The sequence below is a fragment of the Micromonospora sp. RP3T genome, assembly GCF_003027925.1.
Classification (GTDB): Bacteria; Actinomycetota; Actinomycetes; order Mycobacteriales; family Micromonosporaceae; genus Micromonospora.
This window is the reverse complement of sequence record NZ_PYPS01000026.1, coordinates 20,428-38,009: the sequence shown is the minus strand read 5'-3', so window position 1 is coordinate 38,009 and position 17,582 is coordinate 20,428. Positions and strand designations below refer to the sequence as shown.

15 protein-coding genes are annotated in these 17,582 nt (G+C 73.6%); 3 read left to right on the top strand and 12 right to left on the bottom strand.

All coding sequences use genetic code 11. The annotated features are described in order from the left end of the window. Window positions 1-3: 3 nt before the first annotated feature. The 3 genes from C8054_RS20715 to C8054_RS20705 form a co-directional block, all read right to left on the bottom strand. Window positions 4-237 (bottom strand): DUF5522 domain-containing protein, encoded by a 234-nt coding sequence (locus tag C8054_RS20715; RefSeq protein ID WP_107159144.1) that lies wholly within the window; start codon window positions 235-237, stop codon window positions 4-6. Between the two features lie 96 nt (window positions 238-333). Beyond that, complete coding sequence (locus C8054_RS20710) at window positions 334-1,311, bottom strand: asparaginase (protein ID WP_107159142.1); 978 nt, start codon at window positions 1,309-1,311, stop codon at window positions 334-336. Then, the gene (locus C8054_RS20705; protein WP_107159140.1) at window positions 1,308-1,949 is read right to left on the bottom strand and encodes a class I SAM-dependent methyltransferase; all 642 of its coding nucleotides are present in this window, start codon (window positions 1,947-1,949) and stop codon (window positions 1,308-1,310) included. The genes C8054_RS20710 and C8054_RS20705 overlap by 4 nt, the downstream gene beginning before the upstream one ends. A gap of 228 nt (window positions 1,950-2,177) precedes the next feature. On the opposite strand from C8054_RS20705, the gene C8054_RS20700 reads away from it, so the two are divergent. After that, window positions 2,178-2,711, top strand: coding sequence for a hypothetical protein (locus C8054_RS20700; protein ID WP_146179948.1), 534 nt, complete (start codon window positions 2,178-2,180; stop codon window positions 2,709-2,711). Between the two features lie 25 nt (window positions 2,712-2,736). Here the strand turns inward: C8054_RS20700 and C8054_RS20695 are convergent, their stop codons facing one another. The 4 genes from C8054_RS20695 to nrdR all read right to left on the bottom strand — a co-directional run bounded on the left by C8054_RS20695 (window position 2,737) and on the right by nrdR (window position 8,070). Then, on the bottom strand, window positions 2,737-3,489 hold the full coding sequence (locus tag C8054_RS20695; protein WP_107159135.1) for a nucleotidyltransferase domain-containing protein: 753 nt from the start codon (window positions 3,487-3,489) through the stop codon (window positions 2,737-2,739). After that, the gene (locus C8054_RS20690; RefSeq protein WP_107159133.1) at window positions 3,486-4,433 is read right to left on the bottom strand and encodes a DUF2332 domain-containing protein; all 948 of its coding nucleotides are present in this window, start codon (window positions 4,431-4,433) and stop codon (window positions 3,486-3,488) included. Before C8054_RS20690 ends, C8054_RS20695 begins: the two co-directional genes overlap by 4 nt. 206 nt (window positions 4,434-4,639) lie before the next feature. Beyond that, window positions 4,640-7,504 carry a vitamin B12-dependent ribonucleotide reductase gene (locus C8054_RS20685; RefSeq protein ID WP_107159131.1) on the bottom strand — a complete coding sequence of 955 codons (2,865 nt, stop codon included), beginning with the start codon at window positions 7,502-7,504 and terminating at the stop codon, window positions 4,640-4,642. Window positions 7,505-7,569: 65 nt separating this feature from the next. Further along, a complete protein-coding gene (gene nrdR / locus C8054_RS20680; protein ID WP_107159129.1) occupies window positions 7,570-8,070 on the bottom strand; it encodes a transcriptional regulator NrdR in 501 nt (166 codons plus the stop codon). A gap of 465 nt (window positions 8,071-8,535) precedes the next feature. Here nrdR and lexA point away from each other — a divergent pair, with 465 nt between their 5' ends. Then, window positions 8,536-9,318 carry a transcriptional repressor LexA gene (gene lexA, locus C8054_RS20675; protein WP_107159127.1) on the top strand — a complete coding sequence of 261 codons (783 nt, stop codon included), beginning with the start codon at window positions 8,536-8,538 and terminating at the stop codon, window positions 9,316-9,318. A 59-nt stretch (window positions 9,319-9,377) separates the two neighbouring features. On the opposite strand, the gene C8054_RS20670 is transcribed toward lexA, so the two are convergent. After that, entirely contained in the window at window positions 9,378-11,147 is a 1,770-nt protein-coding gene (locus C8054_RS20670; protein WP_107159125.1) for a hypothetical protein, read from the bottom strand. 49 nt (window positions 11,148-11,196) lie between these two features. Continuing rightward, entirely contained in the window at window positions 11,197-12,687 is a 1,491-nt protein-coding gene (gene hflX, locus C8054_RS20665) for a GTPase HflX (RefSeq protein WP_233219751.1), read from the bottom strand. A 173-nt stretch (window positions 12,688-12,860) separates the two neighbouring features. Between hflX and C8054_RS20660 the strand changes: the two genes are divergently transcribed. After that, a complete protein-coding gene (locus C8054_RS20660) occupies window positions 12,861-14,333 on the top strand; it encodes an NAD-dependent malic enzyme (RefSeq protein WP_107159121.1) in 1,473 nt (490 codons plus the stop codon). Window positions 14,334-14,991: 658 nt separating this feature from the next. Here the strand turns inward: C8054_RS20660 and dapF are convergent. From dapF to C8054_RS20645, 3 genes are read right to left on the bottom strand one after another with little or no spacing between them, the layout of a single operon-like run. Continuing rightward, on the bottom strand, window positions 14,992-15,837 hold the full coding sequence (gene dapF, locus C8054_RS20655) for a diaminopimelate epimerase (protein ID WP_107159119.1): 846 nt from the start codon (window positions 15,835-15,837) through the stop codon (window positions 14,992-14,994). Window positions 15,838-15,844: 7 nt separating this feature from the next. Then, window positions 15,845-16,750, bottom strand: coding sequence for a tRNA (adenosine(37)-N6)-dimethylallyltransferase MiaA (gene miaA / locus C8054_RS20650; protein ID WP_107159117.1), 906 nt, complete (start codon window positions 16,748-16,750; stop codon window positions 15,845-15,847). A gap of 49 nt (window positions 16,751-16,799) precedes the next feature. Further along, on the bottom strand, window positions 16,800-17,519 hold the full coding sequence (locus C8054_RS20645; protein ID WP_107159115.1) for a hypothetical protein: 720 nt from the start codon (window positions 17,517-17,519) through the stop codon (window positions 16,800-16,802). Between the last annotated feature and the right edge of the window lie 63 nt (window positions 17,520-17,582).

Genomic DNA, 17,582 nt, shown 5'->3' with positions numbered 1-17,582 from the left:
GCCCTAATCGGCCACGTACGGGCAGTGCCGGCATCCTCGCCCGCAGCACGTGCCCCGGCGGGCCAGGAAGCCGGCGCTGAGCACGAAGAGGCCGGTCTCCGGGTCCGGGTAGCCGGCCTCCCCGGCGGCCAGCGCGGCGGCGTGCGCCGCCAGGATCCGCGCCCGCCCCGGATGCGCGAGCGGCAGCCGCGACGGGTGCGGCTCGGTCAACGGACGGTCCGCCAGTTCCTCACTCACCGCTGGAGTGTAAGGAGGGGCCCCCTTTTAACGTTTTCTGCATAGGCGGGGCCCCTTCTTAACCACAGGTGTTAAAAAGGGGCCCCGCCTTACACCTCAGCCGTGCCGGGCGAACGCCTCGGCGATGGCGCCCGAGTCCGCGCCGGCGGCGAGCAGCAGCCGCAGCAGGACCTTCGCCTTGTACGGGTGGAGCAGCCCGCCGTCGACCAGCCCGCGCCGCCGCAGGTCCCGCTCCGAGCCGACCGCGCCGTAGGTGTCCCGCAGCACCGACCCGGCCCCGGTGCGCGAGGTCAGCACCACCGGCATCCGTCCGGCCAGCGCGCCCAGCGCCGGGGCGAACGCCGGCGGCACGTGCCCCACCCCGAACCCGGCCACCACCAGCCCGTCCCGACCGGCGGCGAGTGTGTCGAGCAGCGCCACGTCGTCGTCCAGCGTGACCGTGTGCAGCGCCACCCGGACGGCGGCCAGCCGGTCGCGGCCCACCGTCGGCAGCGGCGCGTGCCGGGGCGGCCGGGTGAGCACGCGTACCCGCCCTTCGATCACGTGCCCGAGCGGCCCGGCGTCCGGCGAGGCGAACGTGGCCGTACCGGTGCTGTGGGTCTTGCGGGCGAACCGCGCGGCGTGGATCTCGTCGTTCATCACGACCAGCACGCCGAGGTCCCGCACGGCCGGCGCGGCGGCGGCCCGGACCGCCGCGAGCAGGTTCGCCGGCCCGTCCGGGCCGGCGAGCGTCGGGTTGCGCATCGCGCCGGTGAACACCAGCGGCGCGGCGCGCGCCCAGACCAGGTCGGCCAGGAACGCGGTCTCCTCCAGCGTGTCGGTGCCCTGGGTGACCACCACGCCGGTCGCCCCGCCGTCGACCGCCGCGGCCGCCGCGTCCACCAGGTCGAGGATCTGCCGGTACGCGAGCGCGGCGCTGGGCACCGCCTCGACGTCGCGCACGTCGAGCGGGATGTCGGCGAGCCCGGGTACGGCGGCGGTGAGGTCGGCGCCGGTGAGCCGGGTGACCACTCCCCCGGCGTCGGTGCCCGCCATCGCGATGGTCCCGCCGAGGGTGAACAGGGCGACGCTCATCCGTCGGCCCGCCGCGCGACCAGGAACGCCTGGGGTTGGCGCTCCGCGCCGACCGGTGCCCGGAGCAGCGTGGCGGTCACCGCGAGGCCGGCGGCGGTGAGCTGCGCGGCCAGGCGTTCCGGCGGCAGCCAGTGCACGTCGTACGCGACCGCGTGCCCGTATGCCTGGGCCCGCCGGTCGACCCGGTCGCCGGCCTTCACCGCGAGCAGCAGGTGGCCGCCCGGGACGAGCGCCCGGTGGAAGCCGGCGAAGACCTCGGGCAGCTGCTCCGGCGGGAGGTGGATGATCGAGTACCAGGCGACGAGCCCGGCCAGGGACGCGTCGGTCGCGACCGGTTCCGTCATCGAGCCGACGTCGAAGCGCAGCTCCGGGTGGTTCCGGCGGGCCACCGCCACCATGCCGGGCGACAGGTCGGCGCCGGCCATGTCGAGACCGAGACGGCGCAGGTGGGCGGTGACCCGGCCGGTGCCGCAGCCGACCTCCAGCACCGGTCGACCCGGTCCCACCGTCTCGGCGAAGGCGGTCAGCACGGCCCGGTCCAGCGGCGGCTCCACCACGTCGGGCAGCAGCCGCGCGTAGTCCTCGGCGACGGTGTCGTAGGCGTCCCGGGTCTCGCTGAGCCAACGCGGTTCGGCCACCCCGCGACCCTACCGGCCCGCGCCGCCCCACCCCGTCCCTCCACCCGCACGCTCGCTTTCCCGGAAAGCGTGGCCATTCGGGCCCGGATGACCACGCTTTCCCCGAAACAGGGCGGACGGATGGGTGGGGTGGGGGGTGGGTGGGTCGGGATGTGGGCGGGTGTGGACCGCGCCGATCCGGGGTGGCGTGGCGCTGTTACCGTCGCCGCGACCGTCCAAGGAGGACAGATGACGAGATCGGCCGCGGCACTCGTGGTCACCGGTGCGCTGCTGGCCGTCGCCGGCTGCGGCACCGACGAGACGGCGACGCCTGACGAACTGCGCGACCCCTGCGCGCTGCTCCCGGCCGACCTGCTGACCCGGCTCGCGCCGGGCGCGTCGCCCAGCGCCTCGGCGAACCTCGGTGACCGCAGCGGCTCCCGGGAGTGCGCGGTCGACCTGACCAGCGGCACCACCATGCGCGGCGACCTGGCCGTCACCGTGGCTGTCGACGCCGGGGGCATGTACGACGACCGGTGGCGACGGGACCGGTGCGCCCGGATCGGGAGCGACCTGACCGGCGACGGGCCGGGCGACAACTCCTGCGTGGCGGTGCACCCGTGGGACGGCGGGGAGACAAGGTTCGACGGCTGGGCCTGGCGGGGTGACAGGTACGAGGTACGCGTCGCGTACCAGGTGGTCGAGCCGAAGACGCTGCCGGCCGGCGCGGAGGCCGACCTGCGCGGGGTGCTGGCCGCCGGGATCGACTCGCTGCCGGGCTGAGCCGGGTGGACGGTCGATCCGCCGGTCAGCCGCCGCTCGGGCCACCCGGCCGGTCCGGTTCCCGTCGGGCCGTGGCGACGGTCCGGCGAGCGTCCGTCCACGCGATGAGCGCGGTACGGAGCCGGGGTGAGGTGACCCGCTCGCCCCGGCGGCGGGCCCCCACCTGGTCGATCAGCCAGGACGGGGCGGCGACGGCGGGAATCGCCGCGCTCTTGCCGATCAGGTCGCCGTGCCGCAGCGCGTGCCGTCCCCGGGCCATCGAGGTGAGCCCGAGGTCGGCGAGGTCGGGGTCCAGCCACAACCACGGCCGGCGGGCCGCCCAGGCCCAGTAGCCGGTCAGTTCGGCGCGGGCCGCGGCGCGCACGTCGTCGTCGGTCATGGGTGGCAGCACCGCGTCCGGTGGCCGGCCGAGGAGGGCGTGGCCGTACCGGACCAGCTCGGCCCGGGTGATGCCGGAGAGGATCCGCTGGACGAGTTGCCCGTGCGTCCAGGTGGGATGGCGTGCCCCGAGGTCGCGGACGGCGGCGGCCTCGACGTAGACGCAGCCCAGGTCCAACCCGGCGGCGGGGCCGGCGTCGAACCGGCGGTGCAGGGCGGCCAGCTCGTCCTGCCGGGTCGCGTCGACCGGTCCGTCCGCCACCGCGACCAGGTCCAGATCGCTGACGCCCGGTCGGTGGTCACCGGTCGCGAGCGACCCGGCCACCAGCAGGTCGGACACCCAGCCGAGCGCCGCCACCTCCCGCGCGAACGCGTCGACGGCGGCCGGGCGCGCGGTCACGACCGCACCGGGCCGAACCAGGTGGCCGCCTGCCCGTGGCCCCGCGTCCAGGCCAGCGGTCGGCCGTCGAGCGCGAGCAGGTTGTGGAACCCGCCGTCCGGCGGGTCGGGGACGCCCGCCCGTGGCAGCACGGTGGGGTCCTCGTTGGCGAGCCAGTGCCCGGGTAGCGTCCGAACCAGCTCGGTGAAGGCCGTCCGGCGGGCCGGCGGCACCTGGTAGAGCACCGAACTGTGGAAGATCACCAGCGTCGCGCCGGCCGGGGCGCGGGCCGCCAGCGCCGGCAGGTCGTCGACCAGGTCACCGCGGACCAGCAGCGGTGGGTCGGCCCCGGCGACCGCCGCCGCCGCGCGCAGCCGTTGGCGCCGGTGCGCGTGTTCGGGCCAGATCAACGCGTCCAGCCAGGCCAGGTCCGCCGGATCGGTGACGTCGAGCGGGTTCATGTCGAGCCCGGCCCGCCACACCACCTCCGGCCACCGGTCCGGCGGGGCGACGCCGGTGAGCGTGCAGTCGAGCACCGGCTCGCCGTCGCCGATCCGTCGGTCGCCGTAGCGGTACGCGTACCGGTCCGGGTAGAGGCACAGGCCGGCGGAGGCGCCCACCTCCAGCAGCGCCAGCGGCTGCGGCAACGCGGCGAGCACCGGCAGCAGCACCGCGCAGCGGCCGGCCTCGTTGGTCTGCGTGGCCCGGACCCGCATCTGCGCCGCGATCTCCGGCCAGTGCGCCAGCACGTGCGCGCGGAACGCCACCGGGTCGTCCACCGGGCCGCCGCGCAACCGGACCACCCCGAAGAGCAGGTTCGGCTGGCGCTTCGCCGGCGGCAGCGAGTCGAGCATCGCGAGCAGGTCCGGGTCGCGCGCCACGACCCGCGACAACCGTTCGTACGCCGGGGACACGCCGCGTGCCTCGCGGTCGGCGAACCTCCGGTAGGTGTCGGCGGTACTCATCCCCCGAGCATCGCAGTTCGCGACGCGCCCGGGGTCTGTGACGGTGCCCACTACCCGGTGGCACCCGAACCGGGCGCCGGTGAGTCGTTTCCGCTCTCAGCTCGACAGGCGTCCCGGCCGTGTGCTCCCCGACCGCGCGGGCGGGCACGAACGCCGTGAGCGCGGCAGGGAACCCCTGCCGCGCTCACGGACGTACGGTGGAACTGTCAGCTGCAACCGCTGGTGGAGCCGCAGCCCTCGCAGACGTAGCAGCTACCGGCCGGGCGCATCTTGGTGCCGCAGGTGAAGCAGAGCGGCGCGTCCGCGGCCTTGCCGATCACGGCCTCCAGCAGTTCGGTGCTGGAACCCACCGCCGGCGCCGGCTTGGCGGCGGCGACATTCGCCGTCTCCTGTGCCGGCTGGGCCACCGGGCCGGTCTTCGGCTCGGGCGACTCGACCGGGGCGGAGGCGGCCATCGCGGTGAGGTCCGCACCGCTCGCCTCCGCCTCCGCCTCGGCCCGGAGCTGGGCGGCCCGCTCCTTGGCGGTGAAGATGCCCAGCTCCGCGCGGCGCTCGTACGGCAGGAAGTCCAGCGCCAGGCGACGGAAGATGTAGTCCATCACCGAGGCGGCCATCCGCACGTCCGGGTCGTCGGTCATGCCGGCCGGCTCGAAGCGCATGTTGGTGAACTTGCTGACGTACGTCTCCAGCGGCACGCCGTACTGGAGACCGATGGAGATGGCCACCGAGAAGGCGTCCATCACGCCGGCCAGGGTCGAGCCCTGCTTCGACATCTTGAGGAAGACCTCGCCGAGGCCGTCGTCCGGGTAGGACGAGGCGGTGAGGTAGCCCTCGGCGCCGCCGACCGAGAAGGAGACCGTCTGCGACGGACGCTTCTTCGGCAGGCGCTTGCGCACCGGGCGGTACTCGACGACCTTCTCCACGACCTTCTCGGCCTCGGCCACCGGGGCCGCGGTCTCGGCGGCGCCCTTGTTCGGCTTGGCGACCGACAGCGGCTGACCCACCTTGCAGTTGTCCCGGTAGATCGCCAGCGCCTTCAGGCCGAGCTTCCAGCCCTCGTAGTAGATCTTCTCGACGTCCGCGACGGTGGCCTGCTCCGGCATGTTGACCGTCTTGGAGATGGCGCCGGAGATGAACGGCTGGACCGCCGCCATCATCCGCACGTGCCCCATCGGCGCGATGGACCGCTCACCCATGGCGCAGTCGAAGACCGGGTAGTGCTCCGGCTTCAGGCCGGGGGCGTCCACCACGTGCCCGTGGTCGGCGATGTGCTCGACGATCGCCTCGACCTGCTCCTCGGGGTAGCCGAGGCTGCGCAGCGCGCGCGGCACGGTCTGGTTGACGATCTGCATCGAGCCGCCGCCGACCAGCTTCTTGAACTTGACCAGCGCCAGGTCCGGCTCCACGCCGGTGGTGTCGCAGTCCATCATCAGGCCGATGGTGCCGGTCGGGGCGAGCACGCTGGCCTGCGAGTTGCGCCAGCCGTTCCGGTCACCGAGCTTGTTGCCGAGCGTCCACTGCTTCGTCGCCTCGCGCTGCACCGCGGTGCCCACGGTGCCGATCGGCTTGATGCTGTCGTTGGCGGCGGCGTGCTTGCGCATGACCCGCTTGTGCGGCTCCGCGTTGCGGGCGTAGCCGTCGTACGCGCCGACGATGCCGGCCAGCTCGGCGGAGCGGCGGTAGGCGGTGCCGGTCATCAGCGAGGTGATCGCCGCGGACACCTCCCGCCCCTGCTCCGAGTCGTACGGCAGGCCGGAGGCCATCAGCAGGGCGCCCAGGTTGGCGTACCCGATGCCGAGCTGCCGGTAGGCGCGGGTGGTCTCGCCGATCTTCTCGGTCGGGAAGTCGGCGAAGCAGATCGAGATGTCCATCGCGGTGATGACGAACTCGACCGACCGGACGAACTTCTCCACCTCGAAGCCGCCGTCGGCGCGGAGGAACTTCATCAGGTTCAGCGAGGCCAGGTTGCACGAGGAGTTGTCCAGGTGCAGGTACTCCGAGCACGGGTTCGACGCGGTGATCCGCCCGGTCTCCGGGCAGGTGTGCCAGTCGTTGATGGTGTCGTCGTACTGCAGGCCCGGGTCGGCGCACTCCCAGGCGGCCTGGGAGATGGTGTGGAACAGCTTCTTGGCATCGATCGTCTCGATGGTCTGCCCGTCGAGCCGGCCGCGCAGGTCGAAGCCGCCGCCGTTCTCCACCGCGGTCATGAACTCGTCGGAGACGCGGACCGAGTTGTTGGCGTTCTGGTACTGCACGCTGACGATGTCGGCGCCGCCCAGGTCCATGTCGAACCCGGCGTCCCGCAGCGCGCGGATCTTGTCCTCCTCGCGCGCCTTGGTCGCCACGAACTCCTCGATGTCCGGGTGGTCCACGTCGAGGATGACCATCTTGGCCGCGCGCCGGGTGGCGCCACCGGACTTGATGGTGCCGGCGGAGGCGTCCGCGCCGCGCATGAAGCTGACCGGACCGGAGGCGGTGCCGCCGGAGGAGAGCAGCTCCTTCGAGGACCGGATGCGGGAGAGGTTCACCCCGGCGCCCGAGCCGCCCTGGAAGATCCGCCCCTCCTCCTTGTACCAGTCGAGGATCGAGTCCATCGAGTCGTCGACGGCCAGGATGAAGCAGGCGCTGACCTGCTGCGGCGACGGCGTGCCGACGTTGAACCAGACCGGCGAGTTGAAGCTGAACACCTGGTGCAGCAGCATCCAGGTCAGCTCGTGCGCGAACACCTCGGCGTCGGCCGGGGAGGCGAAGTAGCCGTACTCCTCGCCGGCGGTGCGGTAGGTGTCGACCACCCGGTCGATCAGCTGCTTGAGCGACCACTCCCGCTCCGGGGTCCCCACCGCGCCCCGGAAGTACTTCGTGGTCACGATGTTGGCCGCGTTGACCGACCAGGACTCGGGGAACTCCACCCCGCGCTGCTCGAAGTTGATCGAGCCGTCCCGCCAGTTCGTCATGACGACGTCACGGCGCTCCCAGGCGACCTCGTCGTAGGGATGCACCCCCTCGGTCGTCCAGACGCGCTCGGTCTTCAGCCCCGCCCCGGCCTTGTTCCGTGACTTGCTGGTCGTCACGCCCTCGCCCCCTCGTCGGCACGGTCACCCACCGCGCCTGGTCGAACCTGTCAGAATCAGAGATGTCAGTTGATCGCGCCGGCGGTGTCGCCCGCCGGCGTGTCCGCGCCCCCCCGGGCGCGCGCGGCGGCCCGCAGCGTCTCGATCTCCCGCTCGAAGTCGGCGAGCGAGTCGAACGACCGGTAGACGCTGGCGAACCGCAGGTACGCCACCTCGTCGAGGTCACGCAGCGGGCCGAGGATGGCCAGCCCCACGTCGTGGCTGGGAATCTCCGCCGCCCCCTTGGCGCGTACGGTCTCCTCGACCTTCTGTGCCAGCAGCGCGATCGAGTCGTCGTCGACCGGCCGGCCCTGGCACGCCTTGCGCACCCCACCGATGATCTTGGTGCGGCTGAACGGTTCGGTCACCCCGCTGCGCTTGACCACCGCGAGCACCGCCTCCTCGACGGTGGTGAACCGCTTGCCGCACTCCGGGCAGGACCGCCGCCGCCGGATGAGCTGGCCGTCGTCGGCCTCCCGCGAGTCGACGACCCGGGAGTCGGCGTGCCGGCAGTACGGACACCGCATCGCCCGACCTCCTTCATCGACCACGGGCACACCTACCGACTCCCGGGCACACGTCGACCCGGCGGAGTCATCGTGGATGACCGTCGCCGGATGTGCGGTGCGGGAGTGCGTTCGGTAGCGGAAACCCAACCTGTAGGCAACTTACGCCCATGTGACTACTACATCTAGGGGTTGACCGTATGCCGTCCCCCAAGCGAGGTCAAGTTGGCCGGCGTGTCCGGCGCGTCACCCGTCGAGGAGCCCAACGCCGACCCGGCACCCCCGGTCACGGGGCGTCGGGATGGAACACCCGTTCGAGTGCGGCGTACCATTTATCAGAACAAGCGTTCGGAAATCCAGGATTTCGGTGCGACACGCCGACGGCAGGTCGTACAGATGTTTGAAAATGGCCGATCTCACCTATACGGTCGGACCACACGCACCACGAGCCGACGAGGCACCCAGCGCCGACCAGGGAGGACGGACGTGACCGAGGACCGGGCCAGCCGGCAGAAGAACCCGCAGCCGATCGACGGGGCGGGGCCGCCGGCGACCCGCCGACCCCGCGCCGCGCGCAGCCGGGCCGCCCAGCCCGCCGTGCGTCCGGTCACACCGGTGGTCAGCGCCTTCCCCGACCCGGCCACGGTCGACCTCACCGCCCGGCAGCGCCGGATCCTGGAGTTCATCCGCACCTGGGTCGAGCGCCACGGCTACCCGCCGAGCGTCCGGGAGATCGGCGAGGCGGTCGGCCTGGTCTCCCCGTCCAGCGTCGCCTACCAGCTCAAGGAGCTGGAGAAGAAGGGCTTCCTGCGCCGCGACCCGAACCGGCCGCGTGCGGTCGACGTGCGGGCCCCGAGCGACGTCGACGACGAGGCCGCACGCGCGCAGCGTCCCGCCCCGGCGTACGTGCCGATGCTGGGCCGGATCGCCGCCGGTGGGCCGATCCTCGCCGAGCAGGCCGTGGAGGACATCTTCCCGCTGCCCCGCGAACTGGTCGGTGAGGGCGAGGTCTTCATGCTCCAGGTCAAGGGCGACTCGATGCTCGACGCGGCGATCTGCGACGGCGACTGGGTGGTCGTCCGGCAACAGCCCAACGCCGAGGTCGGCGACATCGTGGCGGCCATGCTCGACGGCGAGGCGACCGTGAAGACCTACCGCCGCCGCGACGGGCACATCTGGCTGATGCCGCAGAACCCGGCCTTCGACCCGATCCCGGGCGACGACGCCACCATCATGGGCCGCGTGGTGGCGGTGCTGCGCCGGATCTGACCGGCCGACCGACGCACGAGGGGTGACCGGTGGCCGGTCACCCCTCGTGCGCGTCGTGCTCAGTAGCGGTCGCCCCGGGGCTCCCGGCCACCGGGGACCGGCCCGTACTGACCGCGCTCGCCGTGGCCGTCGTCGCGGCGACCGCCGCGCGGATCCCGGGGATCGCGCCGCGGCGGCTCGGCCCGGCCGCCGTCACCCCGCCGGCCACCGCCGGGCTGCCCACGCTGACCCGTACTCCCCGGGCCGCCACCCCGGCCGCCGTAGACACCGCCCGAACCGCCCCGTTCGCCGGCACCACCGCCGCCGTAGACGCCGCCCTGCGGACCGCCGCCGCCCTGCGGACGGCCACCCTGAGGACGGCCGCCGCCCGCCGGCCGACCGCCATCGCCCTGGGGACGGGCACCACCCGGCGCACCGCCGCCCTGGGGAACGCCACGACCGCCGCCACCCTGGGGAACGCCACGACCGCCGCCGCCCTGGGCGCGACCGCCCTGCGGACCACCGCCGTACACCGCGCCGCCCTGGGGCCGGCCACCGCCGTACACCCCACCGGCCGGGCGCTCCCCGGCCGCGGCGCCGCCGTAGACGCCACCGCCCTGAGCGCCGCCGTAGACCCCGCCGCGTGGTGGTGCGTCCGGCCGGTTACCGGGCGGGAAGCCGCCGTTCACCGGGAACTCGTCGCTGCGCTCGGACTCGTCGGTCGGCGCGACGGGCGCCGGCTTGCGTCGGGCCCGCAGGATGCCGAAGACGCCGGCACCGACCAGCAGCGCGCCGAGCACCCCGACCGCGGCGATCAGGTACGTGATCTCGTCGAGCGACAGCCCTTCCAGCCAGGACTTCTCGGCGGCCGGCCGGGTCTCGACCTTGCCGCCGTTCGGCAACGCCTCCACGCCGGTGGTGGCCGGCGTGTAGCCGAGGATGTCGATCGGGTCGGTCGGGTCGAGCGAACCGCCGTCGGAGACGGTGACGAACGACTTGCCGTCGGAGGTGTAGGAGATCGCCTCGCCGAACGGGTCGGCCAACGGCGTGACCCGCGGCTTACCGCTGGTCAACGCCTTGAGGATGTCGCCGCCGGCCACGTCGAACTCGAACGCGTCGGCGTACGTGCGCAGCACGACCCGGGCGCCGTCCGGCGAGCGGGCGGCGCCGGTGACCAGCGCCCGCCCCGGCGAGCCGAGCTTGTTCTCGGTGTTGGTCTTCGGCAGCGTGACCTCGCCGACCTTCTTCATCGGGATCGGCTCGGGGTCGCCGCCGGCCTTCAGCTTCGCGGTCGGGGTGAAGACCTCCGACTTGCCGGAGAGCTCCTTCGTGATCACCAGCGGCAGGTTGTCGTCGCCGACCAGCAACGCCTCGGCGTCGTGCGGCTCCTTGCCCGGGTAGGCGAGCCGGTGCAGCACCGGATCCTTCGACCCGGACAGCGGCATCGTCCAGACCGCGACGCGTTCCCGCCGGGTCTTCTTCTCGATGTTGTCGCCGGTGTCGGCGATCCACAGCGTCTTGCGGTCCGGCCCGAGCGCCAGGTCCTCGGTGTCGAGCGGGCCGTCCCCGGAGTAGCGAATCTCCTTGTCGACCTTGCACTTGGCGTCCAGGTAGAAGACGCGCTTGCGACTCGGGTCGTCGGAGCCGTCGTTGATGACGACGTACCCGTTGCCGGTGGCGACCAGGCCGGACAGCTCGCGGAGCCGGTCGTCGGCGACCGTGCACTTCTTCTTGGGAGCCGCGGCCAGCACCGGGGCCGCGGCGGGGGCCGCCGGGGCCGGCCCGGCCGGCGCCACGACCGCGCCGACCAGGCCGAGCGCGAGCGTGACCGAGGAGACAACGTGCCGCATGGCGCTCAGTGTCGCACGAGCCGGGTTTCGGGCGGGTGACGCCGGACTGTCACCGCCCGGCGCCCACCCGATCGTCGTTGGTGAGCCGGTCACCCGCACGGTAGGGCGCCAACTCGGCGGCGAGCGCCTGACCCACCCGCACGTGCAGCAGCGTGCCCTCGGGCAGGTGCGCGGTGCTCAGCACCTCGCCCTGACGGTGCACCCGGGCCACCAGGTCACCCCGGTCGTACGGGAGCACCGCGCGGACCTCGACCGCCGGCCGGGGCAGCCGTCGCTCGACCGCCTCGCGCAGCTCGTCGACCCCGCGCCCGCTGTGCGCGGAGACGAAGACCGCGTCCGGCCAGAGCCGCTTGAGCCGCAGCATCGTCTCCTCGTCGGTGGCGTCGGTCTTGTTGACCACCAGCAGCTCGGGCAGCCGGTCCGCGCCCACCTCGGCGAGCACCTCGCGGACCGCCCGGACCTGCTCCTCCGGATCCGGGTGGGTGCCGTCGACCACGTGCACCACCAGGTCGGCGTCGCCGACCTCCTCCAGCGTCGAGCGGAACGCCTCGACGATCTGGTGCGGCAGGTGCCGGACGAAGCCCACCGTGTCGGAGAGCGTGTAGAGCCGCCCGTCGGACGTGGTGGCCCGGCGGGTGGTCGGGTCCAGCGTGGCGAACAGCGCGTTCTCCACCAGCACGCCCGCCCCGGTGAGGCGGTTGAGCAGGCTGGACTTGCCGGCGTTGGTGTAGCCGGCGATGGCCACCGCGGGAACCGCGTTGCGGGAGCGTCGGGCGCGCTTCGTCTGGCGTACCGTGGTCATGCCCTTGATCTCGCGGCGCAGCCGCGCGATGCGGTGCCGGATCCGACGACGGTCGGTCTCCAGCTTGGTCTCACCGGGGCCACGCAGGCCCACGCCGCCGCCGGCGCCACCGCCGCGACCGCTACCGCCGGTCTGCCGGGAGAGCGTCTCGCCCCAACCGCGCAGGCGCGGCAGCAGGTATTCGAGCTGGGCCAGCTCGACCTGCGCCTTGCCCTCCTTGCTCTTGGCGTGCTGGGCGAAGATGTCGAGGATCAGCGCGGTGCGGTCGACCACCTTGACCTTGGTGCGCTGCTCCAGGTTGCGCAGCTGCGACGGGGAGAGCTCACCGTCGCAGATCACCGTGTCGGCGCCGGTGGAGAGCACCACCGCGCCCAGGTCGTCGACCTTGCCCCGACCGATGTACGTCGCCGGGTCCGGTCGGTTGCGGCGCTGGATCAGCCCTTCGAGCACCTGCGAGCCGGCCGTCTCGGCCAGCGCCGCCAGCTCGGTGAGGCTGTTCTCCGCATCGGACTGGTTCCCCTCCGTCCAGACGCCCACCAGGACGACCCGCTCCAGCCGGAGCTGGCGGTACTCGACCTCGGTGATGTCGGTCAGCTCGGTGGAGAGGCCAGGGACCCGCCGCAGTGCCTGCCGCTCCGACAGCTCGTACTCACCGGTGGTGGTGTCGAGCTCGTCGTCCTCGTAGGGGTGGAAGGTCTCCTGCTCGCGCAAACCGCGTCTCCTGTCCGTTATGTGCATCGCCGAGCATTTTCGGCGCGTGACAGCAATCCTGACACGTGTCAACGCCGGGCGCACCCGCGTTATGCCCGTGGCGCTACCCACCGGTAGTGGGGCCGGCTGCCGGTCGGCCCGGGTGGGCGGGTAGAAATGCCAGTCGAGCCGCTCAGCGTCGACGGAGGAGTTGTTTTCTCGTGGCCATCACCCGACTGCCGAGTGCCGGATTCTCGATCACGATCCGGATCGCGGTGCCCGCCGACGCCTCCTCCATCGGTCGACTGACCACCGCGGCGGGCGAGGCCGGCGCCATCGTCACCGCGCTGGACGTGGTCGACTCCGACCCGACCAACGTGATCGTCGACCTCACCTGCGACACCGCCGACGCCGGCCACGCCGACCAGGTCGTCGACGCGCTCACCGCGCTCGACGGGGTGGACGTGCGCAAGGTCTCCGACCGGACGTTCCTGCTGCACCTGGGCGGCAAGATCGAGGTGACCCCGAAGGTCGCGCTGCGCACCCGCGACGAGCTGTCCCGGGCGTACACCCCGGGGGTTGCCCGGGTCTGCATGGCGATCGCGGAGAACCCGGGCGACGCCCGACGGCTCACCATCAAGCGCAACACGGTCGCCGTGGTCAGCGACGGCTCGGCCGTGCTCGGCCTTGGCAACCTCGGGCCGGCCGCCTCGCTGCCCGTGATGGAGGGCAAGGCGGCGCTGTTCAAGCGCTTCGGCGGCGTGGACGCCTGGCCGGTGGTGCTGGACACCCAGGACACCGACGAGATCGTGGCGATCGTCAAGGCGATCGCGCCGGCGTACGGCGGGATCAACCTGGAGGACATCGCCGCGCCGCGCTGCTTCGAGATCGAGGCCCGGCTGCGCGAGGCGCTGGACATCCCGGTCTTCCACGACGACCAGCACGGCACCGCGATCTGCGTGCTGGCCGCGCTGACCAACGCGCTGCGCGTGGTGGGCAAGCAGCTCGCGGACGTCCGGGTCGTGGTCTCCGGCGCCGGCGCGGCCGGCACCGCGATCATGAAGCTGCTGCTGCGTCAGGGCGTGGGCGACATCATCGCGTACGACCGGCAGGGCGCGCTGCACCGCGGGCTGCCCGACCTGAACCCGGCCTGGCAGTGGCTGGCCGAGAACACCAACAAGGAGAACTACACCGGTGACCTGGCCGGTGCGGTGCGCGGCGCGGACGTGTTCATCGGGGTGAGCGCGCCCAACCTGCTCACCGGCGACGACGTGGCCGCGATGGCGAAGGACGCGATCGTCTTCGCGCTGGCCAACCCCGACCCCGAGGTCGACCCCCGGGAGGCGCGCAAGCACGCCGCCGTGGTCGCCACCGGCCGCTCGGACCAGCCGAACCAGATCAACAACGTGCTCGCCTTCCCGGGCGTGTTCCGCGGCATGCTCGACGCGCACGCCGAGGAGTTCACCGAGGAGATGGCGATCGCGGCGGCCCGCGCCATCGCCGACGTGGTCGGCGAGGACAAGATCAACCCCACCGTGATCGTGCCGAGCGTGTTCGACTCGCGGGTCGCCCCAGCGGTGGCCGCCGCGGTGCGCGCCGCCGCGCAGAACCCGGCCGTCACGCCGCCGCCCGCCGCCGACCCGGGCCCGGCCGACCTTCCCGAGATCGCCGCCAACGCCAGCGCCACCCCCTGACGGCGCCACCCCGACCGCCGCGGCCTCCGCCTCGCCTCCGCCTCCGCCTCCGCCGCACCGCCTGGCCCGCCCGCCTTGGCTGCCAGCCCCGGGGCCGGCTGCCCGCGTTCGCGGCATGCCGCGCCGCCTGGCCGACCCGCGTTCGCAGCCATGCCGCGCCGCCTGGGCCGACCCGCCTTGGCTGCCAGCCCCGCGCGCCGGCCGCCCGCCTTCGCAGCATGCCGCGCCGTCTGGCCGCTTGCCCTGAGCTGCCGCCCACGCGCCGCCCCCGCCGCCGGCGTGTCGCGGGCCGGCGTGTCGCGGCCGATAGGGGTCCAACTATGCAGCGGTATACCGCTGCGTCATAAATATGACCAGGTGGTATATCGCTCCTGAGCCCACCCGCCTCCCGGGCCGCTACCCAGAGTCACCAATGACCCGGTATAGGCGACGCCCTCGGCTGGGCAACGCATTCGTGCGAGGCAAACGCCCCGGCTGGGTAACGGCCCTGTGCGAGGCAGCCGCCCCGGCTGGGCAGGCCCTGTGCGAGGCAAACACCCCCGGGCTGGGTAACGACCCTGTGCGGGGCAACGCCCCGTGCGACGCAACCCCCGTGCGACGCAACGCCCCCGTGCGGGGCAACGCCTCATGCGACCGGCGCCGGACGGAGGAGCCGGGGTCAGGGGCGCAGGGCGGCTCGGGTCAGGGTGCCGGTAGCGACCAGCACGGCAGGGCCGGCCAGCCAGCAGGAGTCGGCGGTGACGGTGACCGTCAGGCGGCCGCCCGGGACGTCCACGGCCACGATGCCGTTCTCCCGGCCCATGTCCCGCAACGCCACCGCCGCCACCGCGCACGCGCCGGTGCCGCAGGAGAGCGTCTCGGCGGAGCCCCGCTCGTGGACCCGCATCAACACGTGCCCGTCGGTGCCGTCGACCGGCTCGCCGGGCGTGGTGAACTCGACGTTGACGCCGGCCGGGAACGTCGCGACATCGACCTCGGGGGCGCGGGTGAGGTCAAGGGCGGCCAGGTCCAGCGCGGCGGGCAGCGCACACACCAGGTGCGGGTTGCCGACGTCCACCGCCGCGCCGGTCAGGGTCAGCCCGCCCAGTGTGGCGGTGGCCGCGTCGTGCAGGAGGGGCCGGCGCATCTCGACCGCCACGTCCGCGCCCTCGACGCGGGCCCGGACCAGACCGGCCCGGGTGGCGATGGGCAGCGTCCCGCCAGACGGGGCGGCAAGCGACCGCTCCAACAGGTAGCGCACGAAGACCCGGGCCCCGTTGCCGCACATCTCCGCGAACGAGCCGTCGGAGTTCCAGTAGTCCATGAACCACTCGGCCTCGCCGGCCAGCGCGGCGCCGTCGGGGTGCTTCGCAGCACGCACCACCCGCAGCACGCCGTCGCCGCCCAGCCCGCGCCGTCGGTCGCAGAGCGCGGCGACCAGGCCGGGCGTCAGGTCGAGCGTGCCGTCCGGGTCGGGCAGGATGACGAAGTCGTTGCCGGTGCCGTGCCCCTTGCTGAACTCCACGGCCCCATCATCCCTGATGCCCGGCGGCGATCCGCAGCGCCGTGTCGACGAACCCGAGAGCGGCCGAGTCGAGCCAGTGCACGCGCGGATCGCGCCGGAACCACGAGCGTTGCCGGCGGACGAAGCGGCGGGTGGCCCGGATCGTCTCCTCGTACGCCTGCGTCTCGGTCAGCTCACCGGCCAGGAACCGCAGCACCTGCTGATAGCCGAGGGCCCGGCTGGCCGTCCGGCCCGCCGGCAGCCCCGCGCCGACCAGCGCGCGCACCTCGTCGACCAGGCCGTCGGCCCACATCCGGTCCACCCGCAGCGCGATCCGCTCGTCCAGCGTCGCGGTGTCCAGGTCAACGCCGAGCTGCACGGACGGGTAGTACGGCGTGGGCGCCGGCAGCGACGCGGTGAACGGCGCGCCGGTCAACTCGATCACCTCCAGCGCCCGGACGATCCGTCGACCGTTGCCGGGCAGGATGCCGGCCGCCGCCACCGGGTCCGCCGCGGCGAGCCGGGCGTGCAGCGGGGCCGGGCCGACCTCGGCCAGTTCCGCCTCCAGCCGATCCCGCAGCGCCGGGTCGGTGCCGGGGAACTCGAACTGCTCCAGCACCGCCCGCACGTAGAGCCCGGAGCCGCCGACCAGCAACGGCACCCGCCCCCGGGCGAGGATGTCGTCGACCGCCGAGCGGGCCAGCTTCTGGTACTCGGCGACGCTGGCCGGCTCCGTCACCGCCCAGATGTCCAGCAGGTGGTGCGGCACGCCCTCCCGCTCGGCCGGGGTCAGCTTGGCGGTGCCGACGTCCATGCCCCGGTAGAGCTGCATCGAGTCGGCGTTGACCACCTCGCCGTCGAGCGCGTGCGCCAACGCGATGCTCAGCGCCGACTTGCCGGCCGCGGTCGGCCCGACCACCGCGATGACGGTCATGCCCACTCTCCGTTCGCGAGTGCGGGGCTCGCAAGCTCACTCCTCGCGCTCACACCTGCTCCCAGTTCGCCACGAAGTAGGCGACGCCGTAGGGCGCCCGGTGGTAGCTCAGCTCGCCGCGCCAGTCGCCGCCCGCCGCGCCCACCGCGCCGGCCAGCGCCTGCCAGGGCGCCCGCCCGGCGACCCGTAGCTCGGTGGAGAGCACCGGGTCCAGGCCGCGCAGGGCCTCGGCGTCCGCGCCGGCCAGGGCCGCGGCGACCATATCGTCGTACGCCTGCGCGCGCGGGTCGTCGTACCCCGGCGCGGTGACGCCCCGGCAGGCGGACCCGTCGCCGAGCACGAGCAGCGCGACCCGCGGATCGTCGTCGGCGATCAGGCTCGCGCCGAATGCCGCGCACTCCGCCGGTGCGGCGTCGTGGGCCACCGACCGGGCCAGGCGGGGCAGCCCGGTGCCGGAGCGGTTCACCAGCCAGGCGCCGATGGTCAGGCTCAGCGGCAGGACCTCGCCGCCGGAGCAGGAGGTCTTCCACAGCCGCACCGGTCGGTCGAGCCCGAAGCCGCGCAGCGAGCCCGAGTCGGCGGCGTTGAACCGGACGGTCTCCGGTCCCCCGCCGACGAGCAGAACCGCGTCGGGCTCGGCGGCGAGCAGCCGGGCGACGGCCGCGTCGGCGGCGGCCCGCAGGTCGTCCAGCTCGGGCGCGGCGGCGCCGGCCAGCTCGGGCACGAGCAGCGGCGGATGGGGGCAGACGGCGGCGGCGACCAGGGGCACGACCCCAACCTAGCGGGACACCCCGGTGCGTCCCGCGCCGATCCGGTCATCGAGGGCGTACGA

What these genes read in the sequence shown, in the direction of transcription:
- C8054_RS20710 (WP_107159142.1), bottom strand. Translation starts at nt 1,311, where the DNA reads ATGAGCGTCGCCCTGTTCACCCTCGGCGGGACCATCGCGATGGCGGGC.
- C8054_RS20700 (WP_146179948.1), top strand. Translation starts at nt 2,178, where the DNA reads ATGACGAGATCGGCCGCGGCACTCGTGGTCACCGGTGCGCTGCTGGCC.
- C8054_RS20690 (WP_107159133.1), bottom strand. Translation starts at nt 4,433, where the DNA reads ATGAGTACCGCCGACACCTACCGGAGGTTCGCCGACCGCGAGGCACGC.
- nrdR (WP_107159129.1), bottom strand. Translation starts at nt 8,070, where the DNA reads ATGCGGTGTCCGTACTGCCGGCACGCCGACTCCCGGGTCGTCGACTCG.
- C8054_RS20670 (WP_107159125.1), bottom strand. Translation starts at nt 11,147, where the DNA reads ATGCGGCACGTTGTCTCCTCGGTCACGCTCGCGCTCGGCCTGGTCGGC.
- hflX (WP_233219751.1), bottom strand. Translation starts at nt 12,687, where the DNA reads ATGCACATAACGGACAGGAGACGCGGTTTGCGCGAGCAGGAGACCTTC.
- miaA (WP_107159117.1), bottom strand. Translation starts at nt 16,750, where the DNA reads ATGACCGTCATCGCGGTGGTCGGGCCGACCGCGGCCGGCAAGTCGGCG.